Source organism: Bacillus sp. LQ16 (assembly GCF_057784645.1).
Map to the genome: position 1 here is coordinate 4,316,789 of NZ_CM173491.1, position 19,082 is coordinate 4,335,870.

General features: G+C 36.6%; 21 protein-coding genes and 1 other annotated feature. All 21 genes read right to left on the reverse strand.

Annotated features, from left to right (window positions below; all coding sequences use genetic code 11):
- Positions 1 to 43: 43 nt before the first annotated feature.
- On the reverse strand, positions 44 to 1,966 hold the full coding sequence (locus tag AC3EMB_RS21765) for an ABC transporter permease (RefSeq protein ID WP_075718177.1): 1,923 nt from the start codon (positions 1,964 to 1,966) through the stop codon (positions 44 to 46).
- Positions 1,941 to 2,717 carry an ABC transporter ATP-binding protein gene (locus AC3EMB_RS21770; protein WP_000114529.1) on the reverse strand — a complete coding sequence of 259 codons (777 nt, stop codon included), beginning with the start codon at positions 2,715 to 2,717 and terminating at the stop codon, positions 1,941 to 1,943. The genes AC3EMB_RS21765 and AC3EMB_RS21770 overlap by 26 nt, the downstream gene beginning before the upstream one ends.
- Positions 2,718 to 2,810: 93 nt before the next feature.
- The gene (locus tag AC3EMB_RS21775) at positions 2,811 to 3,893 is read right to left on the reverse strand and encodes an ATP-binding protein (RefSeq protein WP_488517264.1); all 1,083 of its coding nucleotides are present in this window, start codon (positions 3,891 to 3,893) and stop codon (positions 2,811 to 2,813) included.
- Positions 3,883 to 4,590 (reverse strand): response regulator transcription factor, encoded by a 708-nt coding sequence (locus AC3EMB_RS21780; RefSeq protein ID WP_002082113.1) that lies wholly within the window; start codon positions 4,588 to 4,590, stop codon positions 3,883 to 3,885. The genes AC3EMB_RS21775 and AC3EMB_RS21780 overlap by 11 nt, the downstream gene beginning before the upstream one ends.
- Before the next feature lie 140 nt (positions 4,591 to 4,730).
- The gene (gene obgE / locus AC3EMB_RS21785) at positions 4,731 to 6,017 is read right to left on the reverse strand and encodes a GTPase ObgE (RefSeq protein ID WP_000497127.1); all 1,287 of its coding nucleotides are present in this window, start codon (positions 6,015 to 6,017) and stop codon (positions 4,731 to 4,733) included.
- Entirely contained in the window at positions 6,017 to 6,565 is a 549-nt protein-coding gene (locus AC3EMB_RS21790; RefSeq protein WP_488517265.1) for a Spo0B C-terminal domain-containing protein, read from the reverse strand. Before AC3EMB_RS21790 ends, obgE begins: the two co-directional genes overlap by 1 nt.
- A gap of 63 nt (positions 6,566 to 6,628) precedes the next feature.
- Positions 6,629 to 6,919: a 50S ribosomal protein L27 gene (rpmA, locus tag AC3EMB_RS21795; RefSeq protein WP_000944957.1), complete on the reverse strand. Its 291-nt coding sequence runs from the start codon at positions 6,917 to 6,919 to the stop codon at positions 6,629 to 6,631.
- A 3-nt stretch (positions 6,920 to 6,922) separates the two neighbouring features.
- Positions 6,923 to 7,267 (reverse strand): ribosomal-processing cysteine protease Prp, encoded by a 345-nt coding sequence (locus AC3EMB_RS21800; RefSeq protein WP_002094147.1) that lies wholly within the window; start codon positions 7,265 to 7,267, stop codon positions 6,923 to 6,925.
- A gap of 11 nt (positions 7,268 to 7,278) precedes the next feature.
- The gene (gene rplU / locus AC3EMB_RS21805; RefSeq protein WP_000270907.1) at positions 7,279 to 7,587 is read right to left on the reverse strand and encodes a 50S ribosomal protein L21; all 309 of its coding nucleotides are present in this window, start codon (positions 7,585 to 7,587) and stop codon (positions 7,279 to 7,281) included.
- Positions 7,588 to 7,601: 14 nt separating this feature from the next.
- Positions 7,602 to 7,679, reverse strand: a sequence feature (ribosomal protein L21 leader region).
- Positions 7,680 to 7,756: 77 nt separating this feature from the next.
- Positions 7,757 to 9,145 carry an Rne/Rng family ribonuclease gene (locus tag AC3EMB_RS21810; protein WP_016512286.1) on the reverse strand — a complete coding sequence of 463 codons (1,389 nt, stop codon included), beginning with the start codon at positions 9,143 to 9,145 and terminating at the stop codon, positions 7,757 to 7,759.
- A 67-nt stretch (positions 9,146 to 9,212) separates the two neighbouring features.
- The gene (spoIVFB, locus tag AC3EMB_RS21815; RefSeq protein WP_000599064.1) at positions 9,213 to 10,073 is read right to left on the reverse strand and encodes a stage IV sporulation intramembrane metalloprotease SpoIVFB; all 861 of its coding nucleotides are present in this window, start codon (positions 10,071 to 10,073) and stop codon (positions 9,213 to 9,215) included.
- Positions 10,066 to 10,812: a stage IV sporulation protein SpoIVFA gene (gene spoIVFA / locus AC3EMB_RS21820; protein WP_071729577.1), complete on the reverse strand. Its 747-nt coding sequence runs from the start codon at positions 10,810 to 10,812 to the stop codon at positions 10,066 to 10,068. Before spoIVFA ends, spoIVFB begins: the two co-directional genes overlap by 8 nt.
- A 133-nt stretch (positions 10,813 to 10,945) precedes the next feature.
- Entirely contained in the window at positions 10,946 to 11,743 is a 798-nt protein-coding gene (minD, locus tag AC3EMB_RS21825) for a septum site-determining protein MinD (RefSeq protein ID WP_000503309.1), read from the reverse strand.
- A 2-nt stretch (positions 11,744 to 11,745) separates the two neighbouring features.
- Positions 11,746 to 12,432, reverse strand: a complete 687-nt coding sequence (gene minC, locus AC3EMB_RS21830) for a septum site-determining protein MinC (RefSeq protein ID WP_000391521.1) — start codon at positions 12,430 to 12,432, stop codon at positions 11,746 to 11,748.
- Between the two features lie 35 nt (positions 12,433 to 12,467).
- Positions 12,468 to 13,013, reverse strand: a complete 546-nt coding sequence (gene mreD / locus AC3EMB_RS21835; protein ID WP_000975765.1) for a rod shape-determining protein MreD — start codon at positions 13,011 to 13,013, stop codon at positions 12,468 to 12,470.
- A 14-nt stretch (positions 13,014 to 13,027) separates the two neighbouring features.
- The gene (gene mreC / locus AC3EMB_RS21840; protein WP_001135487.1) at positions 13,028 to 13,879 is read right to left on the reverse strand and encodes a rod shape-determining protein MreC; all 852 of its coding nucleotides are present in this window, start codon (positions 13,877 to 13,879) and stop codon (positions 13,028 to 13,030) included.
- Positions 13,880 to 13,920: 41 nt separating this feature from the next.
- Positions 13,921 to 14,940 (reverse strand): cell shape-determining protein MreB, encoded by a 1,020-nt coding sequence (gene mreB / locus AC3EMB_RS21845; protein WP_000466736.1) that lies wholly within the window; start codon positions 14,938 to 14,940, stop codon positions 13,921 to 13,923.
- A 157-nt stretch (positions 14,941 to 15,097) separates the two neighbouring features.
- The gene (gene radC, locus AC3EMB_RS21850; RefSeq protein ID WP_053563605.1) at positions 15,098 to 15,775 is read right to left on the reverse strand and encodes a RadC family protein; all 678 of its coding nucleotides are present in this window, start codon (positions 15,773 to 15,775) and stop codon (positions 15,098 to 15,100) included.
- Between the two features lie 46 nt (positions 15,776 to 15,821).
- Positions 15,822 to 16,397 (reverse strand): Maf family protein, encoded by a 576-nt coding sequence (locus tag AC3EMB_RS21855; RefSeq protein ID WP_029443367.1) that lies wholly within the window; start codon positions 16,395 to 16,397, stop codon positions 15,822 to 15,824.
- A 233-nt stretch (positions 16,398 to 16,630) separates the two neighbouring features.
- The gene (locus tag AC3EMB_RS21860) at positions 16,631 to 17,581 is read right to left on the reverse strand and encodes a hypothetical protein (RefSeq protein ID WP_023523114.1); all 951 of its coding nucleotides are present in this window, start codon (positions 17,579 to 17,581) and stop codon (positions 16,631 to 16,633) included.
- A gap of 164 nt (positions 17,582 to 17,745) precedes the next feature.
- A complete protein-coding gene (locus AC3EMB_RS21865; protein ID WP_023523115.1) occupies positions 17,746 to 19,047 on the reverse strand; it encodes a bifunctional folylpolyglutamate synthase/dihydrofolate synthase in 1,302 nt (433 codons plus the stop codon).
- Positions 19,048 to 19,082: the final 35 nt, after the last annotated feature.

The following is a 19,082-nucleotide window of genomic DNA, read 5'->3' on the forward strand; positions in this document are numbered from 1 at the left end:
TCCTCCTGTAACTTACTACATAGGCAAAAAGCTAGAGGTTCCCCTAGCTTTTTACGTGTTTTAAATATCCTCTTTGCGCGATCATAAAGTAAATGGCAGAAGCTAAAATGTATGCTCCAATTACAAGCGCACCTGATTTCCACAAATTAATATAAAGCATTTTCCCTAACGTATGAAGAGCAAATCCACTATGAATGGAACCGATTAAAATTGGGATAAAGAAGATAACTCCCATTTGTCGAATCGCAATTTTGCGAATTTCTTTATCTGTCATACCGATTCTCTTTAACGATTTAAATTGAATACGATCTTGTTCTTTATCGTTAAACCATTTAAAGTATGTCATACTACAAGCGAAGAAGAAGAATAGTACCGCCACGAAGAAACCGATGAACATTGTAATCGCTCCACCTTCTCTTATATCCTTATACGCAAACACTGAATTTCTCAATTCTCCTTGCTTTTCTGGTGCAATTTCATTTTTCAAATCTAATACAAGATCTTCTGTACTTTTCCAATCCTCAATATAATAACCGTAATATTTCGTCTTTTCTTCATCTGGTACGAGTTTTGCATACTTCTCAAAATCTTGATCATTTACAACGAGATATTCACTATCATTAAAAACAGAAAATGAAGTTGGGCTATTTAACTGAACAGACTGCTTTTGTCCGTTAATTGTAAATTCATACGGTTTCGTACGGTCTATCTTCATCAGTTCATTTGCCATATCGACCATAACCATCGTTGCACTGCCTGGTGCATTATGAACTTCTGTAACTTGCTCTCTCTTTTGTTCACGCACTTCTGCATTATATTCTTTTTCTGAAATAATCGTCATCGGTACTTCATGTTCACTATTAAACAACGTTATTTTCTGTGTTGCCGGTAGTTTAACGTAGGTTACTTTTCGCGCATCTTCAAACCCGTGTCTCTTCACAAGCTGCTGTACCTTTTCTTCATTAATAAGGTTATGCGTATTTAACCCCTTTTCCTCATATGAAATAGCATGTGGAGTTTTGACTACCGTTTTATAACTCATATCCTCAAAATATACGTAAAGCGTGCCAACTGCCGAGGATACAACCGCCGTAATAATAGAAATTACAAATAGAAAACGAGCATTATCTTTCATTTTATAAATAAGGTTACTAAGGACGAACATATTTGGGTACGTATAAAAAGATTGTTTTCGTTTTTGCAATGCTTTTAATACGACTGTACTACCTTGTGTAAATAGTAAATACGTTCCGCCAATTGTCAGTCCTACCACCGGTAAAAAGAGGATGAGGAAATTCAGAAACGTTACTTGGAAGCTAAGTACATACGCAGCAATAATACATCCTATACCAACTACACATAACCATGTAAATGCAAACGGCTCTACTTTTTGCTTTCTTGCTTCTCTTAATAAATCAATAATTTGCAAGCGCCCGACTGTCCAAACACTAAACAATGATAGGATTAAAAATAGAATAAAGTATACACCAGCTGTAATAAGAATTGCTTTACTATTCCAAACGAGTGGAAGTGTCTTATCTATTTTCAATAATACGCTTAACGCTTGGAAAAATAATTTTGAACAAAGCATTCCAGCCCCAATACCAACTACAATTGCAATACTACCTAACATCAGTTGCTCTAATATAATCATTCGGCCGAGCTGCGATTTCGTTCCGCCAATTAATGTTAGTAGACCAAACTCTTTTTTTCTTGCTCGTAAAAACGTTGAATTTGCATATAAAATAAAGAGTGCCGAGAAGATGACCACAATATAATTCATCGATTCTAATCCTTTTGTGATCATCTTCCTCATACTAATATTACCGCTTACGACATCTGGATGATAAATAAAAGAAGCATACATGAAAAATACGACAATCGATAAACAACTACTTATAAGAAACGCTTTATAGTTACGCCAATTTCCTTTTACATTATTAAGCGCGAGCTGGCGAAAGTTCATGATACTCTCCTCCTAGCATCGCAAGTACGTCCAGAATTTCTTGGAAAAAGGCTTGTTTCGTTCTTCCTTTATGTATTTCCGAGAAAATTTCTCCATCGCGTATGAAAAGGATACGTTCACAATAACTAGCCGCTACTGGATCGTGCGTAACCATTGCAATTGTTACTTTCTTTTGCTCGTGTAAATCTTGCAGAGCGCCCATTAGCGATTTCGCTGACTTCGAATCTAAGTTTCCAGTTGGCTCATCTGCTAAAATTAACGTCGGTTCATGAATGATTGCTCTCGCTGCTGCTGCACGTTGTTGTTGTCCGCCTGATACTTCGTATACTTTTTTATTTAATATTTCTTCAATATTTAAAAACTTTGCAATCTCAAGCACTTTCGCATCGATTTCATTTACAGATTTCTTCGCCATTACAAGCGGTAAAATAATATTTTCTTTAATCGATAACGTATCAAGTAAGTTAAAATCTTGGAAAATGAACCCTAAATGTGTACGGCGAAACTCCGCTAATTTTGCAGCACGCATTTGATTAATTTCTTCACCATTTACAAGCACATGACCTGAAGTTTGCTTATCAATTGTTGCTAATAAATTTAAAAGCGTCGTTTTTCCGCTTCCTGAAGGACCCATAATCCCTACAAATTCGCCTTCTTCTATTTTAAAATTTATATCGTTTAAAGCAGTCGTCGCTACTGAACCTTTTGATTGGTACACCTTCGTTAATCCTTTTACTTCAAGAACACTCATTTCTAATCCCCCTATGTGTTTTCTTCTTACATTTACTATAAGAAAAATAAGAAAAAGAAACGAGTGATTTTCCTTACAAAACGTTTTGTTATCTTACAGTTTTGTCATTTTTCTCATTAATGTATGATACTCTTCATCTTTTGCAAATTGGAACGTGAATGTTGTTCCTTCTCCTTCAGCCGATTGAACATATATTCCATGATGTAAATTATCGCAAATTTCCTTCGTAATATATAAGCCCATCCCAGTCGCTTCTCTCGTTTTACGTCCATTTATTCCCGTAAAGAATGGATCAAATATGCGCTTTACGTCTTGCTCTGGAATACCAATTCCATTGTCCTTAATATGTAATAACACCTTTTGATTTTTCTCTTCAATTTGAAATTGAATTTCTTTTTTCTCTGCCGCTGAAATTTTTGTATACTTGATTGCGTTTACAACAATTTGACCTATAGCAATACTCAGCCATTTTCTATCAGATGCAACCATACAAGTATCTTCTTCAAACATCACTTTCGGAAATACAGACGATTGAATGAAGGATTTTCGATTTTCATTAATAATACCTCGCACGACATCTATAACATTTACTACTTCTACTTTATAATCCTTCGCAAACTGCTCTAGCCTTGCCATATGTAACGCTAAATCTAAACCATTTAGTATACGGTTATTTTCTTCACGAATACTTTCAACTGTTGCTCTTGCCTCACGATGCTCCTTGCCAAACTTCTGCAACAATAATTCAATAACAGATACTGGTGTTTTCATTTGGTGAATCCATTGGTTCATAAATATCATTTGCTGTTGCTCTTTCCCATGCTGTTTATGAACTTCATTCATATATTGCTGTCTTAATAACGTAAAAGATTCAACGACCATTTCTTGCTCTGATGTATAAGATTCATCAATAAGTAAAGAGTCATGTAATGTATTTCCACCAGTAACATACTTTTCGATCCTCTTTAAAAACACACTCCGTTTTCGGTAATCGTAAATGAGGTATACAGTAAACACAACTGTCCCTAATAAAAGTCCATATAACCACGTACTCCAATCAATGGATTTCTTTTCTAAAAGACTTTGCAACTGCAAAACAAGCCCAAATAAACAAAGGCTAACAATATAAGAAAGTATTAAAGAAAAGCGGTCCATGAGGTAATTTTTAACCTTCATGCCCTTCGCCCCACTCTGTAAGAAGCGCATAACCATATCCACGTTTCGTTACAATTGCATTTTTAATGCCTAGCTCTTCTAGTTTCTTCCTTACACGTTTTACATTTACGGTTAATGTATTATCATCCACAAATGCTACTTCATCCCATAGAGCTTCTAACAGTTCTTCACGCGTTACATATTGATTCACCTGTTTCATTAAACACTCTAATAAGTAAAACTCATTTTTTGTCAGTTCAGTTTGTTGTCCCTGCCACTCAACGATATGCTGGGACGGGAATAACAACAGTCCATTTACACCTAAACAATCACTCTCAGCAGCAGAGGCATACTCTCCATAGCCACGGCGAAGCGCACTCTTCACCTTTGCCATTACGATATCTAAATGGAATGGCTTCGTAATATAATCATCGCCGCCATTTTCAATCGCCATTACTTGATCCATTTCCCCTGTTCTTGCAGAAACAAAAATAATCGGCGCATTCGATACAGTACGAATTTGACGACACCAATAAAAACCGTCAAAGTACGGTAAATTAATATCAAGTAACACAAGATGAGGATTTATTTTTACAAACTCATCTTTTATATGACGTAAATCACTTGCTCTAAATGATTGATAGCCATACCTTTCTAAATGCTCCTCTAATATTCCCGCAATTTTCTCATCGTCTTCTACAATTAATATTTTATACATGTTCTTTTTCTCCCCATAAAAGAATTCTTCTACATTTACTCCTTTTTCCATTATAAATTGAAAATTTAATTAGTGGGGATTTTTTCCTATATAAATCCGATTTTTACGATATAAAAAAAGACTGCCGTATTTCGGCAGTCTTAATCGATAAATTCAAATTCATATTCAAGAATTTTCACAATATCTCCGTCTTTTGCACCACGTGCACGAAGCGCTTCATCAATACCCATTCCGCGCATTTGACGAGCGAAACGACGTATAGATTCATCACGTGAGAAGTCTGTCATCTTGAATGTTTTCTCGATATCGTAACCAGAGATAACAAACGTGCCATCACTTTCACGTGTAATTTCAAATTTAACACCTTCAGTATCAAATTTGTACATTACACTTGTATCAGACTCATCCGCAACTTCATGTATTGGGAATTCTGGTGTTGTTTCTATTAAGTTTGCTACTTCAAACAGTAAGTCACGAACACCTTGTCTTGTTACAGCTGAGATTGGGAAAATTTTTACTTCGTCTCCCACTTTCTCTTTAAATGCTTGTAAGTTTTCTTCTGCATCTGGCATATCCATTTTGTTTGCAACAACAACTTGTGGACGCTCAGTTAAGCGAAGATTGTATTCTTTTAATTCATTATTAATCGTTACGTAATCTTCATATGGATCACGGCCTTCTAAACCAGACATATCAATAACATGCACGATTACACGTGTACGCTCAATATGACGTAAGAATTGGTGTCCAAGTCCGACGCCAGCATGTGCGCCTTCAATTAGTCCTGGAAGGTCAGCCATAACGAAGCTGCGGTTATCACCAGTTTCAACAACACCAAGATTCGGAACGATTGTTGTGAAGTGATACTCTGCAATTTTCGGACGCGCTGATGATACAACAGATAATAATGTAGATTTACCTACACTTGGGAATCCAACAAGTCCAACGTCTGCTAGTACTTTAAGTTCTAGAATGACATCACGCTCTTGACCTGGTTCCCCGTTCTCAGCGATTTCTGGCGCTGGGTTCGTAGCTGTTGCAAAACGTGAGTTACCACGGCCACCACGGCCACCTTTTGCAATTACAGCAGTTTGTCCATGCGTTACTAAATCGGCAAGAATTTGACCAGTTTTTTCATCTTTTACTACTGTTCCTGGCGGAACCTTTACAAGTAAATCTTCAGATTTACGCCCGTGCTGACCTTTACTCATTCCGTGCTGACCGCGATCAGCTTTGAAATGACGTTGGTAGCGGAAGTCCATTAATGTACGTAAGCCTTCCTCAACTACGAAAACAACATCTGCACCTTTACCGCCGTCGCCACCTGCTGGGCCACCTTTAGGAACATACTTCTCACGACGATACGCAACCATACCGTTACCACCGTCGCCGCCTTTTACATATATCTTGACCTGATCTACAAACATTATTTCACCACACTTTTTTCAATTGGTTGTAATATAACTGAGACTTCTTCGTCTCGCACTGTATAAGAAATGGAATACCATTTATTGTTTTGGGTCGCAAGCCAATTCTGTAGTTCTTCTACACTCGTTAGCTTACCACGAAAATCAAAAAAGAAACGAACATTCTCCGCGTCACATTCAATTGTGATACAAACATAATTTTCAACATATACGTCTAAACTATGCTGAAGCATTGAGAAAAATTGATTCGTCCATGTACATACAGTCTCATCTAAGTGAGATAAGTTATGTAATTTCCCTAATACTTCGTACTCCAATAAGCACGGCTGCTGTTTCCAATTATATGTTAAAATCCACTCTGAAAATAAAGGCATTGATAGCCCCATCAGATTGGATTCTTGTCTCGCTTCTTGGACAAAACGATCGATGAGACTATGAATTTCTTCCACTTTTCCAAGTGAAAGGTTTCCTTTCACCATCTGCATACGATTGAGCCAATCATGTCTTGAATGGCGCAATGCATCTATAATTGTCCATTTTTCATTCATTTAGATACCCCTTAATATAGAAAAACTCTAACCTGCACTCAGGTTAGAGTTTTCCGTGAGTTCTTATGCTTCTTGAGCAACAGGATATACGCTCACTTGTTTGCGGTCACGGCCAAGACGCTCAAAGCGTACTACGCCGTCAACTTTCGCGTATAAAGTGTCATCGCCACCACGACCAACGTTAACACCTGGATAAATTTTTGTACCGCGTTGACGGTAAAGAATTGAACCACCTGAAACCGTTTGACCATCTGCGCGTTTAGCACCAAGACGTTTTGACTGAGAGTCACGACCGTTCTTTGTACTACCTACACCTTTCTTAGATGCGAAAAACTGAAGATCTAATCTTAACATACGTTACACCTCCTGCACTTTTTCTATTAAACGGATATACTTTCCGTAATCAAGTTCGATCGTCTTAAGCGAAACAACCAATCCTTCTAAAAGTATCTGTGCTTTTTCTGCTGCATGAACGTCTAAATCATTAGGCAATTCATACGTTAAGAATCCGCCATCACTTCCGAGTTCAATAGTTGCCTGCACATTACAAAGTTCTTCCACTGCATTTATAGAACCAAACACAACCGCTGTAGTTCCAGCACAGACAAGGTCTTGTCCATGTGGCGCATAATCGGCATGTCCAGTCATTTTAAATGATTGGATACTTCCTAATTTCGTGCGACTTATCGTAATTTTAATCATGTTAACCAGAATTAAGCGTTGATAGCTTCAACAACTAGCTTAGTGTAAGGTTGACGATGACCTTGTTTCTTACGATTGTTCTTTTTCGCTTTGTATTTGAAAACGATGATTTTCTTAGCGCGACCTTGTTTTTCAACTTTCGCAGTAACTGTTGCACCTTCTACAACTGGGCTACCAACTTTAACGTTTTCGCCACCAACGAAAAGAACTTTGTCAAAAGTAACAGTTTCACCAGCTTCAACATCTAATTTTTCAATGTAGATTGCTTGACCAGCTTCAACTTTAATTTGTTTTCCACCTGTTTCGATAATTGCGTACATACTTGCACCTCCTCTTAATTACTAAGACTCGCCAAAAACGAGGTAGACATAAATGCCTTTAGGGAACCTGTCTTGTGCGGTTGTAGCATATAGCCGTTTAGGTGCTATAAACTATAACATAAAGATGTTACCATAATTCATTGAGTATTGTCAATGAATCTTCTACTAACTATTTTTTCCGTTCTACAATTTCTTTTTTACTTCCAAAACGGATAATAGCGTACTTTTCGATAATATCATCTTTGAAATAAATTTCAAATGGAATATTTTTTTGTAATTCTTTTTGCAAAAATTGTTTTTGCAGTTCTTTAGGCGCAGCGATTAATACTGCCTCATCCTCTATGTTGCCATATGTGATTAATTCTCTCTCTAGCTCATACGCAATTGTTTCATACGACATTACATAACCCGTCGCTTTGCAAGATACACACTCTTCTAGTAATACGTCACGTAAAGAATGTTTTTTACGTTTTCGTGTCATCTCCAAAATTCCTAACTCAGTAAATCCAAGTACTCTTGTATAAGTACGATCATCTTTCATAGCAGCTATGAGACATTCTCTTACCTTTTCTTTATCTTCTCTTTTTTTCATATTAATAAAATCAATTAATATCATACCACCAATATCACGAAGTCTTAATTGGCGTGCAATTTCTTCAGCTGCCATCTCATTTGTGCGAAGTACTGTATCTTGTAAATTTTGTTTTCCAGTAAACTTGCCCGTATTCACATCAATTACAGTCATCGTCTCCATTTGCTCTACAATTAAATAAGCACCATTTGGAAGCCACACAATTTTTTGGAGTGCTTTCTCAATTTCACGCTCTATTCCAAAATGGTTAAACATCGAAGACTTTTCATTATAAAAAGATACTTTTTCTTTTCCAACTTTGTCTTCTAACTCTTTTACTATACTTCTTGTATCTACAACTACTTTTTCAATTGTTTCAATTGGATTCTCTTGAAATACACGATCTAAAAAGGTCGCCGGTCGATGAAGTAATAACGGCGCCTTTCCTTGATCCTCTTTTCTTTTTAACTCTTCATACAACTGTTGTAACCCTTGCATTTCAGCTTGTATTTCTTCAATTTCCCCTTTTTCAGAAGCAGAGCGGAAAATGTAACCTCCCGTTCCTTCTACTTCAATTTCAAGTAACTGTTGTCTTCTTTTATTATTTTTTATTTTCCGAGAAACAGCTCGCATCTCATCAAACGGCATATAAACGACATATTTCCCGGTAAATTCTATATTCGCTGTCAATTTAGGCCCTTTCGTATCAATTGCCTCTTTCACAACCTGTACGAGTATCGCTTGCCCTTCATGTATACGATAAGAAGGTGGTACATCATCGTATGAAAGATACGCATGTTTTTCTAAACCTATATTTACAAAAGCTGCGTTCATTCCAGCAATTGTTCTTACGATACGTCCAACATAAATATGCCCAACAATCTCTTGCTCTTCATTACGTTTCCATAAAAACTCAACAATCTTTTTCTTCTCTTCAATTGCAACGCGCTTTTCCGAACCAGCGTAATTCACATATAACGTTTTCAAAATTATTTCCTCACTTTATAATCTTCTTTGCTTTTACAATAATAAAAGGTTAGTGCTATCGTCAACACTAACCGATTAATTCTTCAACTGATGAGGTTGTTCGTTTTTCAGTAAAATATGCATAGAGCAATTCATTTTCATCCAATGTGTAATGCTCTTTATATTTTCCACGGACGATAATAGAATGCTTATATCCTCTACGAAATTTTGTGAATATCTTATATAAATGATCTTCTGATTGCACTTCAATAGGTGCAATCTTTTCAATCCCTCTTTTATTTCCATAATAACGTTCTAATAAAAAACGCATAAATGCATACCGTCTTTGTTTCCACTCTTGATATAACGACACTGCCAAAAATATGAGTAGTACCCACATCATAATATTGTTACTATTCCAGAGCAACTGCCATCCTAATATTACACCAAAAAAAACACATGACAATTTCATCATCTTTTCATGTGCTTGTAAATAAGGAAAACGATATGATAGTATATTAAACAATACTTTCCCGCCATCTAACGGCCAAATAGGGAGTAAATTAAACGCTAAAATAATTATATTATTCCACATAAAGAAATAATATAAATCTGCATTCAACCAACCGGCTTCAAACAACATATAACCTACCAGCATCATCCAAACATGTTGAATCGGCCCTGCAATTACGACAACAAGTTCCTCTTTCAATGACTTATTACCATGTTCCTCAAGCTCGGCCACGCCACCAAACGGCAAAAGCTGAATTCTTTTTATACGCCAATTATAGTGTGCTGCTGCAATAGCATGCCCAAGTTCATGAATAAGAACGATACAAAATAACAGTAGTAACTCTTTAAAACGTGCAGTAAAAATACCAATGACAATAATAACCCAAAATAATGGATGCACGGAAATTTTCGTCAAAACGTCTCTATATTTAATCAAATGATATCACCTGGATCGGATCAATAAATTTTTCATTCTTTTTTATCGCGAAATAAAACTTTCCATTTTTATCATTTGTATCATTACTCACCGTTCCAATTTTTTGTTTCTTTGAAACGTAATCATATAATTTCACTGACATATCGTTTAAGTTTGCATACCATGACTCCGTACCATCTGCATGTTGAATTTGAACTGTATTTCCAAGTTCCTCTTTCTTACCCGCAAAAACAACTAATCCTTCATTCACTGACTCAACCGTTGCATTGCTAGCTGTTTGGACAAATACACCTTGGCCATTTTTTTGAAACCCTTGCATTACCTTTCCAGAAGCGGGAATTGCATAATCTTTTTGCTGAATACTTCCTTCTTTTTTCTCGTTTGGCGAATAGAATACGAGCGGTTTTCCAAATTGCTTTTCGTACCATTTCGCTACAGTAGCAAACTGAAATTCCTCTTTCATCACTTTTTCTGTAACAGCTTTAGCTCCATTGAATGAAGAAGGAGCATTCTTATATAAAATAGCAACCGAAAGAACTAATATTGCCGATAATAAAACTTTGAAGAAAAAGACTTCCTTTCGAAATAAAGGATGTATTTCCTTTTCTCCATCTTCAATAACTACTGTTTCGCTATCAAAATTCCCTCCGGTAAAATACTGTTCTTCCTCCATCCTTTCTTGCTCGGCCTTCCTTTTTGCAATCCGCTTTTTAATTTCTTCTACGCGTCTATTCTTCATACTGTCTCCTTTCTTTCGTTAAGCTAATTTCAATAGAAACAGTTGTATACAGTTTGTACATATGTATGAGCTAAGAAAGAAAGATATTCGTGTGAAGAAAAAAGAAAGCACCTCGCATATGTGCGAAGTGCTCTTAACGGATTCCAAAGAAGTTTTTCACCTTTGCAAATACCGATACCTTTTCTTGTTCAAATGCTTGTAATGGTACATTCTCACCTAACAAGCGTCTTGCAATATTACGATAAGCCAACGCTGCTTTTCCGCTTGGTTGCAACGCCACAGGTTCACCTGTATTTGTAGCTCGAATAACTTCATCGTCATCTTCGACAACACCAAGAAGCTCAATTGACAATGTACGTACAATTTCATCAACATCTAACATATCCTGTTCATGAAGCATATGACTACGTACACGGTTAATAACAAGTTTCGGTGGTTCAATATCCTCTTTTTCTAAAAGCCCAATAATACGATCCGCATCGCGCATTGAGGATACTTCTGGAGTCGTAACAACGATTGCTTTATCCGCACCAGCTACCGCATTTTTAAATCCCTGCTCAATCCCCGCAGGACAATCGATTAATATGTAATCATAATCTTGACGTAATACTTGTATTAATTCATCCATTTGTTCAGGTGTTACCGCTGATTTATCACTCGTTTGTGCTGCAGGTAATAAATAAAGATCATCAAAACGTTTGTCTTTAATAAGAGCCTGAGGTAAACGGCAACGCCCTTCAACGACATCAACAAGATCAAATACAATACGATTTTCCAGCCCCATTACTACGTCTAAATTTCGAAGACCGATATCTGTGTCAATTAAGCACACTTTCTTTCCAGATAACGCTAGGGCCGTACCAATGTTCGCAGATGTAGTAGTTTTACCTACTCCGCCTTTTCCAGATGTAATTACTATTGCCTCTCCCACAGCTATACAATTCCCCTTTCTAACTTTGTTAAATTAGGTCTAAGATGAGTGAGAAGTTGCAGGCGATCGACAACAATGTGATTGTTCTCATTAATATACGCACATTCTGCCGCCTCCGCTCCGTCTTCTTTCTCTTCCGGAGCCCGCATTGCCACATCACTAATTCGAAGTTGCATCGGGTTCATAACAGATGCAGCGATTACAGCATCTGAATCCCCATAATACCCAGCATGTGCAATTCCTCTTAATGATCCTACGACAAAAATATTCCCCCCAGCGATAACCGTTCCGCCTGGATTAACATCTCCAATTAACAACAAATTTCCTTTTACATGTAAAACTTGTCCAGAGCGAACAATTTTGGAAATAGGGACAATTTCTGTTTCTTCTTTCCAAGCTATTGCTTCTGCTTTAGTGATAACATCACTTTCAATTGAATCCACAACAAGATTCTTTTTATTACGAATTAACGTACGAATCTCTTCTTGTTGGACTTCTGTTAAATAACGATTTCCTACTTTCACATGCACTTCAATTAAAGAGCGCCCATCACCATCGTAGTAATGTGTAGAAAGTTTTTCGTCTAATTCCATCAATAATTCTGAGAATGAACAACAATCATCTAAATGAAGCGTTATCCCATCTTTTGTCCCTTTTATCGTTACATTTTGTTGCTTTTTTTCTTCCACTAAAGTTCACCCCACCGATTCAATTCGACATAAAATTAGAAAATCCTTTTTTCTTTTTCTTCCATCGCTTTTGAAAGACGCACTATATATCGTCTCAGTGGGAAACAAACTATCAATAAGAAAATAGCATTTAACAATAAAGTAGAAAGGAGACGATCTGTGAAAAAGACATGCGCTGGCATATGAGTACGTCCTAACAAAGTTAAGAATCCATACACATAATACTCTAGTGCTACAATGCTAGCTAATATGATAGAAACAACAATAAATAAATTCAATTGTAATACTTTCATCACACTATAAACTAAATAAGCTAAAATCGGATAAGCAAAAATATATATCCCGACAAGTTCTGTGTATACGGTATCAAATAAGAAGCCAAATAATAGTCCGTAATAAATCCCTTGGACCGGACTATAATACACTGTAATAAAACATAAGACGATTATAAAGAAATGCGGTGCTGCTATACTGTCTTTCCAAAACACATCCGTTGGAACAACAGTAGCAAACATATTTTCAAATAGAAACACAAAAAGGAGCAAAAGAGGAAGAGCTGCTCTTTTTAATATCTTCATCATCTCTTCTTCTCCTCCTATTCTAATGGCGCTGAAGGTGTTGCACGTTTAGCAACCGTAATATGCTCTACGTCATTTAAATCAGCGGCAGGTTTTACATAAGCTGTTTTTGTTAAGCCATATGCATCCGGCTGAACATCAACGATTTTTCCAATTACAAGACCTTTCGGGAAAATATCACCAAGTCCAGATGTTACAACTAGTTGATCTTTTTCTACCGGTGCATCAGAGCCAATCTTTGTGAAAAGAAGTAATTGTTTTTCTTTGTCATAACCTTCAATCAAACCAAAGATTTTCTCTTGCCCTTGTACAATAGCAGAAACGCGATTTGTTCGGCTCATAGAACTTAGTAATTCTACTGATGATGTAAACTGAGATACACTTTTCACTCTTCCAACTAACCCTTGTGAAGTTACTACAGCCATATCTTTTTTAATTCCTTGCTGTGCCCCTTTATCAATTCCAATTAAATCGTACCATTTATCTGGATTACGAGAAACAACAGTAGCTGGAATTTCAGTATACCCGCTATTTAACTCTTTTTTACCAGTTAGCTCTTGTAGCTTCTTGTTATCATCTTCTAGTTGTTTTACTTTCCCTGATAGACCTGCATAATTATCTAATTTTGCTTTTAATTCTTTATTCTCTTCATACGTGCGCTTTACATCTTCTACATTTTCGAAGAATCCAGCTACGTATTTCGCTGGCTTTTGGAATACACGTTCTACAACACCGACAGTGTCTTTAACAAACTGCTCTGGCCATGTTAAACTGTTCCGTTCTTTCAATGAGATTCCAATCAATGCCACGAGAAGAATAATACTAACCAACAAAACAATTAATCTTTTGTTTAAGAAAAACTGTGGCACGTTCACACCCTCTTAATTTCACTGATTTTTATTTTGCAATATTATCGAGCAGCAGTTTTGAAAAGATCGATATTGTCTAATGCTTTACCTGTTCCAATTGCTACGCAATCTAATGGATCTTCTGCAACAAGAACTGGCATTTTCGTTTCTTCACTAATTACTTTATCTAAATTACGTAGTAATGCCCCGCCGCCTGTTAATACGATACCGCGGTCCATAATATCAGCCGCTAATTCAGGTGGCGTTTTTTCTAACGTATTTTTAACTGATTCTACAATCGCATCTACTGTATCTTTTAATGCATCTGCAATTTCTTCTGGCTGAATTAGTACTGTTTTTGGTAAACCACTTACTAAATCACGACCGCGAATTTCCATAGGCTCGATACCTTCTGGCTCGCCTGCAGAACCAATTTCTAATTTTAATGCTTCAGCTGTTCTTTCACCAATCATTAAGTTATAGCTTTTCTTAATGTACTGAATGATTGAATCATCCATATCATCACCAGCAACACGAACTGACTGGCTTGTTACAATACCACCTAAAGAAATAATTGCAACTTCTGTTGTACCACCACCGATATCAACAACCATACTACCAGTTGGTTCCCAAACAGGTAAGTTTGCACCAATTGCTGCTGCAAATGGCTCTTCGATAGGATAAGCATCACGAGCACCCGCTTGACGAGTCGCATCGATTACTGCACGTCTTTCTACAGCTGTAATACCAGATGGTACACATACCATTACATACGGCTTACGTGAGAAGAAACCGTTTGATTTTTGAGCTTGTTGAATGTAATATTTCATCATTGTTGCAGTTGTTTCATAATCAGCAATTACACCGTCTTTCATCGGACGAAGTGCCACAACGTTCCCTGGTGTACGACCAATCATTTGTTTTGCATCGCTACCTACAGCAACGATTTGTTTCGTATCAGTTTGTAACGCAACTACTGAAGGTTCACGTAAAACTACACCTTTTCCTTTTACATATACAAGCGTGTTCGCAGTTCCTAAGTCTATTCCAAGATCGCGAGTAAATCCACCAAATCCAAACATATTATTTATCTTCCTTTCTTGTTTTCACGGACTCATTTTTTCTTACTTTATATTATAAAAACAGTACGTTTTTTATATCTTTATCCTTTTTGTAGATAAATTTCTACAAAAAACTCATAAATCACATTATAAAACAAAATAAGTAAAAAGCATAGTCTTAAATATGACCTTTTTCCTTTAAACTCACGAATTTATGGTCACCTATTATAATATGATCAAGCACTTCAATTCCGATAATCTGACCGCATTCTACTAAGCGTTTTGTTACTTCAATATCTTCACGGCTCGGCGTGGGATCTCCTGAGGGATGGTTATGAAGACATATGATAGAGGCTGCTGCACGACGGAAGGCTTCTTTAAAAACTTCCCTTGGGTGTACAATTGACGTGTTTAAACTTCCAATAAAGATCGTTTGCCTATGTATAACTTGATTTTTTGTATTTAAATATAAACAAACAAAATGCTCTTGTTGTAAAAAGCGCATTTCTTCCATCATGTATTTCGCACAATCTTCTGGACTTCGAATACTATATCTATTTTGATATTCTAAACGTACCATTCTTCTGCCTAGCTCAAAGGCTGCCATAAGTTGCGATGCCTTTGAAATCCCAATCCCATGTATACTAATTAGCTCTTCTAATGTTGCATCTTTCAACATACGTAAGCCATCAAATTGGTGTAAAATTTTATCTGACAACTTTAAAACTGTTTCTTCTTTAGAACCTGTTCTGAGTAACACTGCGAGGAGCTCTCGATTTGATAAACTTCCAGCACCTTCTGACAATAAACGCTCCCGTGGTTGTTCTTCTCTTACAACATCACGAATACCGTTCATCTCTCCACCCCTTTATTTGTTCTCTCAAAGAAAACCCCATGCAATTTTACGCATGGGTTACATCAATATCAAATTGTTTTAATTCTCGAACGAGACGTGCAATTGGTAAGCCAACTACACTATAGTAGTCCCCTTGAATATGTTGAACGAAAATAGACCCTTTACCTTGAATCCCATAACTACCTGCTTTATCAAGAGGTTCTTTCGACGCGACGTATGTATCAATTTCCTCTTCTGTTAATTCCCAAAACGTAACTTCTGTACGCTCATAAAAAGTAACCGTTTTTTCTTTTGATATAATCGCAACACCTGTATACACTTCATGTGTTTTCCCAGATAGTAATTGTAACATCTCTTTCGCCTCATCCTCATTAGAAGGCTTACCAAGGATACGCGACTCATATGTAACAATTGTATCTGCACCTAACACAATGTGATCACTATTATTTTCTGCAACCGCTGATGCTTTTTGCAAGGCAAGCGACATTACAATATCAGAAGGCGATGAATATGCACCAATTGTTTCCTCTACTTCACTTACAACGATTTCAAATGGTACGCTAGCTAACTCAAGCAATTCCTTCCTCCGAGGTGACCCTGAAGCTAAAATTATTTTTTTCATATTTTCTCCTTCCTTTCTCACATGAAGCAGAACAATTTATATCAATCGTATCAAAGGAATAGTTTGCCCACAAATGAAAGAAATATTAATTTCTCTAACTAAAAATAACACTTCTTTATTGCATACGATTATATTCCTGTCATAGAGAAAGCACTTTGCTCTAAATTCAAAAGAAAAGAAAGAAGTACATGTACTTCTTTCTTACTCATTTTATTATCCTATCATTTCACTTTCTACGAAACAATTTTTTCATACGAGAGTAAGCCATCAATAATAACTTGATTTAATTTCGCCAAAGATTCCTTATCCATTTTCCCATCTTTTACTGTTTGTACAGCTACCGACGTATACATATACAGTTTCTTTGCTTCTTCTCGCTTCATACTTTTCCCTTCTTTTTCAATCGCTTTCCATTCTTTTTCAATCACTTCTATATCTTTTGCGCTGCTTTTTCCACCAACTTGTACGCTAGAAGCATATTTTGCTAAATGAGTATATAATGGCTGCACTTTTGTTAAAAATGTTCCTACTTCTTTATCATCTTTCAGCAATGCTTTATCTGTTATATCCCAGTTCTTTTTTAAAACGGAGACACCATCATTTTTATACTTAGTCATTAATTGATTTATAGCCTGTTCATCGCTAGCAATACCAACAACTATTGCATACTTATCCCCGCTCGGTCTCAAAGCACCAATGCCCCCATTGCCTTTCCATTCTTCAAGAGCTGCCTGTCCCTTTTCTTCAGAAGAATAAAGCCCCCCTTGAACAAAGAATAATTTCATCGGATCCAATGACGTTCCTGTCTGCGCCTTTTGTTTTTCTTCTTTCGGTGCTGGTGTTTGTTCTGCCGTTCCACCCACCTTTGATTCTCCATTTCCAGTCGGCCTTGAAGCAGTTACTTCACTTCCTCCTGTTGTTCCTTGTCCAGTAAGTAAATGAAGCATCCCCATTCCAAACGTCGTACCGATAATAATTGCGGTTGCAACGATTGCAATTAATGTATTACTCCACTTCTTTCGGTATTTTTCCACAGACACTGATTTCGCTTTTTGAAACGGAACAACATTTTTAGGTCGTTCACTTTCTACTACCATCCATTCAAATTCATCTTTCTTCTTTTCCTCATACTTCGCTTCTGTTCCATTCACTTTCACTGAGATCGTTCGTGATTGCTTGTCCATACACTCACACCTCACCTCTTATCGTTGTCCGCATCATATCATATTCATTTCACAAAAAAACGAGATATTTGTCAGAGGAATTCGCCAAATAACCCTATATATTTATCTTATATGTATGCATTTGACTTCATTTGTAGAACAAAAAACTAGATAGCAAAGACTATCTAGTTTTTCTCTCGAATATATTTTCGAACTTCAGAAATGAAATAAAGAGAACCTGTTATGATAAAAACATCATTTTCCCCTATCATTTCAACTTTTGTATCAATTGCCTCTTTCCAATTTTCAAAAACTAATTTTGATTCTTTTTGTGAATATGATGCAAGCTTGTCTGCAGAAATAGCACGATCAAAGGCGAATGTTGTAAAAATCATTTCATCTGCAATGGTTTCTAATCGGCCTACCATGTTATGCAATTGTTTATCACCAAGGGCAGTAAATAAAACTATTACATTTTTATCTTTGTAATGCGCTTCTACTGTTTTCACAAGGCTTTCGATACCTTCTGGATTATGAGCACCATCTATAATAATATCCGGGTTACTTTGTAGCTTTTCAAAGCGCCCAATCCAATACGCTTCCCGTAATCCCGTTCTTATTCCCTCTTCCTCAATTAAAAATGATAAATATGTTTTTACATACATTACTGCCATAAGTGCTAGCGCTGCATTTCCTACTTGATGAATACCTTTCATTGAGATTTGCAAATCTTCAAATGCGGTAAAAGGACAAGTAAAATCAAACTGTTCCCCATCTTCGTTAGACTGTTTATGTAACGCTGTAAAATGCTTGCCAAGTTCGTATAAGTTTGCATGGTTTTCCTGTGCAACATTTTGAATGACTTGCAAAGCTTCTTCATCTTTTACACCAGTAATTACCGGCACACCAGACTTAATAATCCCCGCCTTTTCATATGCAATTTCTCCTAGTGTATTCCCTAAAATATGCATATGATCGTGACCGATATTCGTAATAATCGTGAGAACAGGGTGTATAACATTGGTAGAATCAAAACGTCCACCGAGCCCTGTTTCAAATAAAACAACATCACAGAAATTGACTTTACCGAAATAGCAAATTGCCATAACAGTAATAATTTCAAACTCAGTCGCTTCCCCTAAATCCGTTTCATCTAGTTTTTCCACGACTGGTTTTACCATCTTTACGAGTTCAGTAATCTCTTCATCTGCAATTGGTGTTCCATTCACACTAATGCGTTCATTAAATGTTTCGATGTAAGGAGAGGTAAACGTTCCTACCTTATATTTCGCGCCTTCTAACATGTAACGCATATATGTTAACGTTGAACCTTTTCCATTTGTACCAGCAAGATGAATACATTTTATATGACGCTCTGGATTTCCGAGCTCTTCTAGCATCCAATTCATTCTTTCTAATCCTGGTTTAATACCAAATTTCAATCGGCTATGAATCCACCCTATCGCTTCTTCGTATGTATGTATCACGTATGCTTTTCCCCTTTCAAAAGACAACTTTCATA

What these genes read in the sequence shown, in the direction of transcription:
- AC3EMB_RS21800 (WP_002094147.1), bottom strand. Translation starts at nt 7,267, where the DNA reads ATGATTAAAATTACGATAAGTCGCACGAAATTAGGAAGTATCCAATCA.
- AC3EMB_RS21775 (WP_488517264.1), bottom strand. Translation starts at nt 3,893, where the DNA reads ATGAAGGTTAAAAATTACCTCATGGACCGCTTTTCTTTAATACTTTCT.
- AC3EMB_RS21780 (WP_002082113.1), bottom strand. Translation starts at nt 4,590, where the DNA reads ATGTATAAAATATTAATTGTAGAAGACGATGAGAAAATTGCGGGAATA.
- AC3EMB_RS21855 (WP_029443367.1), bottom strand. Translation starts at nt 16,397, where the DNA reads ATGAAAAAAATAATTTTAGCTTCAGGGTCACCTCGGAGGAAGGAATTG.
- spoIVFA (WP_071729577.1), bottom strand. Translation starts at nt 10,812, where the DNA reads ATGAAGAATAGACGCGTAGAAGAAATTAAAAAGCGGATTGCAAAAAGG.
- AC3EMB_RS21770 (WP_000114529.1), bottom strand. Translation starts at nt 2,717, where the DNA reads ATGAGTGTTCTTGAAGTAAAAGGATTAACGAAGGTGTACCAATCAAAA.
- obgE (WP_000497127.1), bottom strand. Translation starts at nt 6,017, where the DNA reads ATGTTTGTAGATCAGGTCAAGATATATGTAAAAGGCGGCGACGGTGGT.
- rpmA (WP_000944957.1), bottom strand. Translation starts at nt 6,919, where the DNA reads ATGTTAAGATTAGATCTTCAGTTTTTCGCATCTAAGAAAGGTGTAGGT.
- mreB (WP_000466736.1), bottom strand. Translation starts at nt 14,940, where the DNA reads ATGTTTGGATTTGGTGGATTTACTCGCGATCTTGGAATAGACTTAGGA.
- radC (WP_053563605.1), bottom strand. Translation starts at nt 15,775, where the DNA reads ATGAACGGTATTCGTGATGTTGTAAGAGAAGAACAACCACGGGAGCGT.
- AC3EMB_RS21765 (WP_075718177.1), bottom strand. Translation starts at nt 1,966, where the DNA reads ATGAACTTTCGCCAGCTCGCGCTTAATAATGTAAAAGGAAATTGGCGT.
- mreD (WP_000975765.1), bottom strand. Translation starts at nt 13,013, where the DNA reads ATGATGAAGATATTAAAAAGAGCAGCTCTTCCTCTTTTGCTCCTTTTT.
- rplU (WP_000270907.1), bottom strand. Translation starts at nt 7,587, where the DNA reads ATGTACGCAATTATCGAAACAGGTGGAAAACAAATTAAAGTTGAAGCT.
- AC3EMB_RS21860 (WP_023523114.1), bottom strand. Translation starts at nt 17,581, where the DNA reads ATGGACAAGCAATCACGAACGATCTCAGTGAAAGTGAATGGAACAGAA.
- AC3EMB_RS21790 (WP_488517265.1), bottom strand. Translation starts at nt 6,565, where the DNA reads ATGAATGAAAAATGGACAATTATAGATGCATTGCGCCATTCAAGACAT.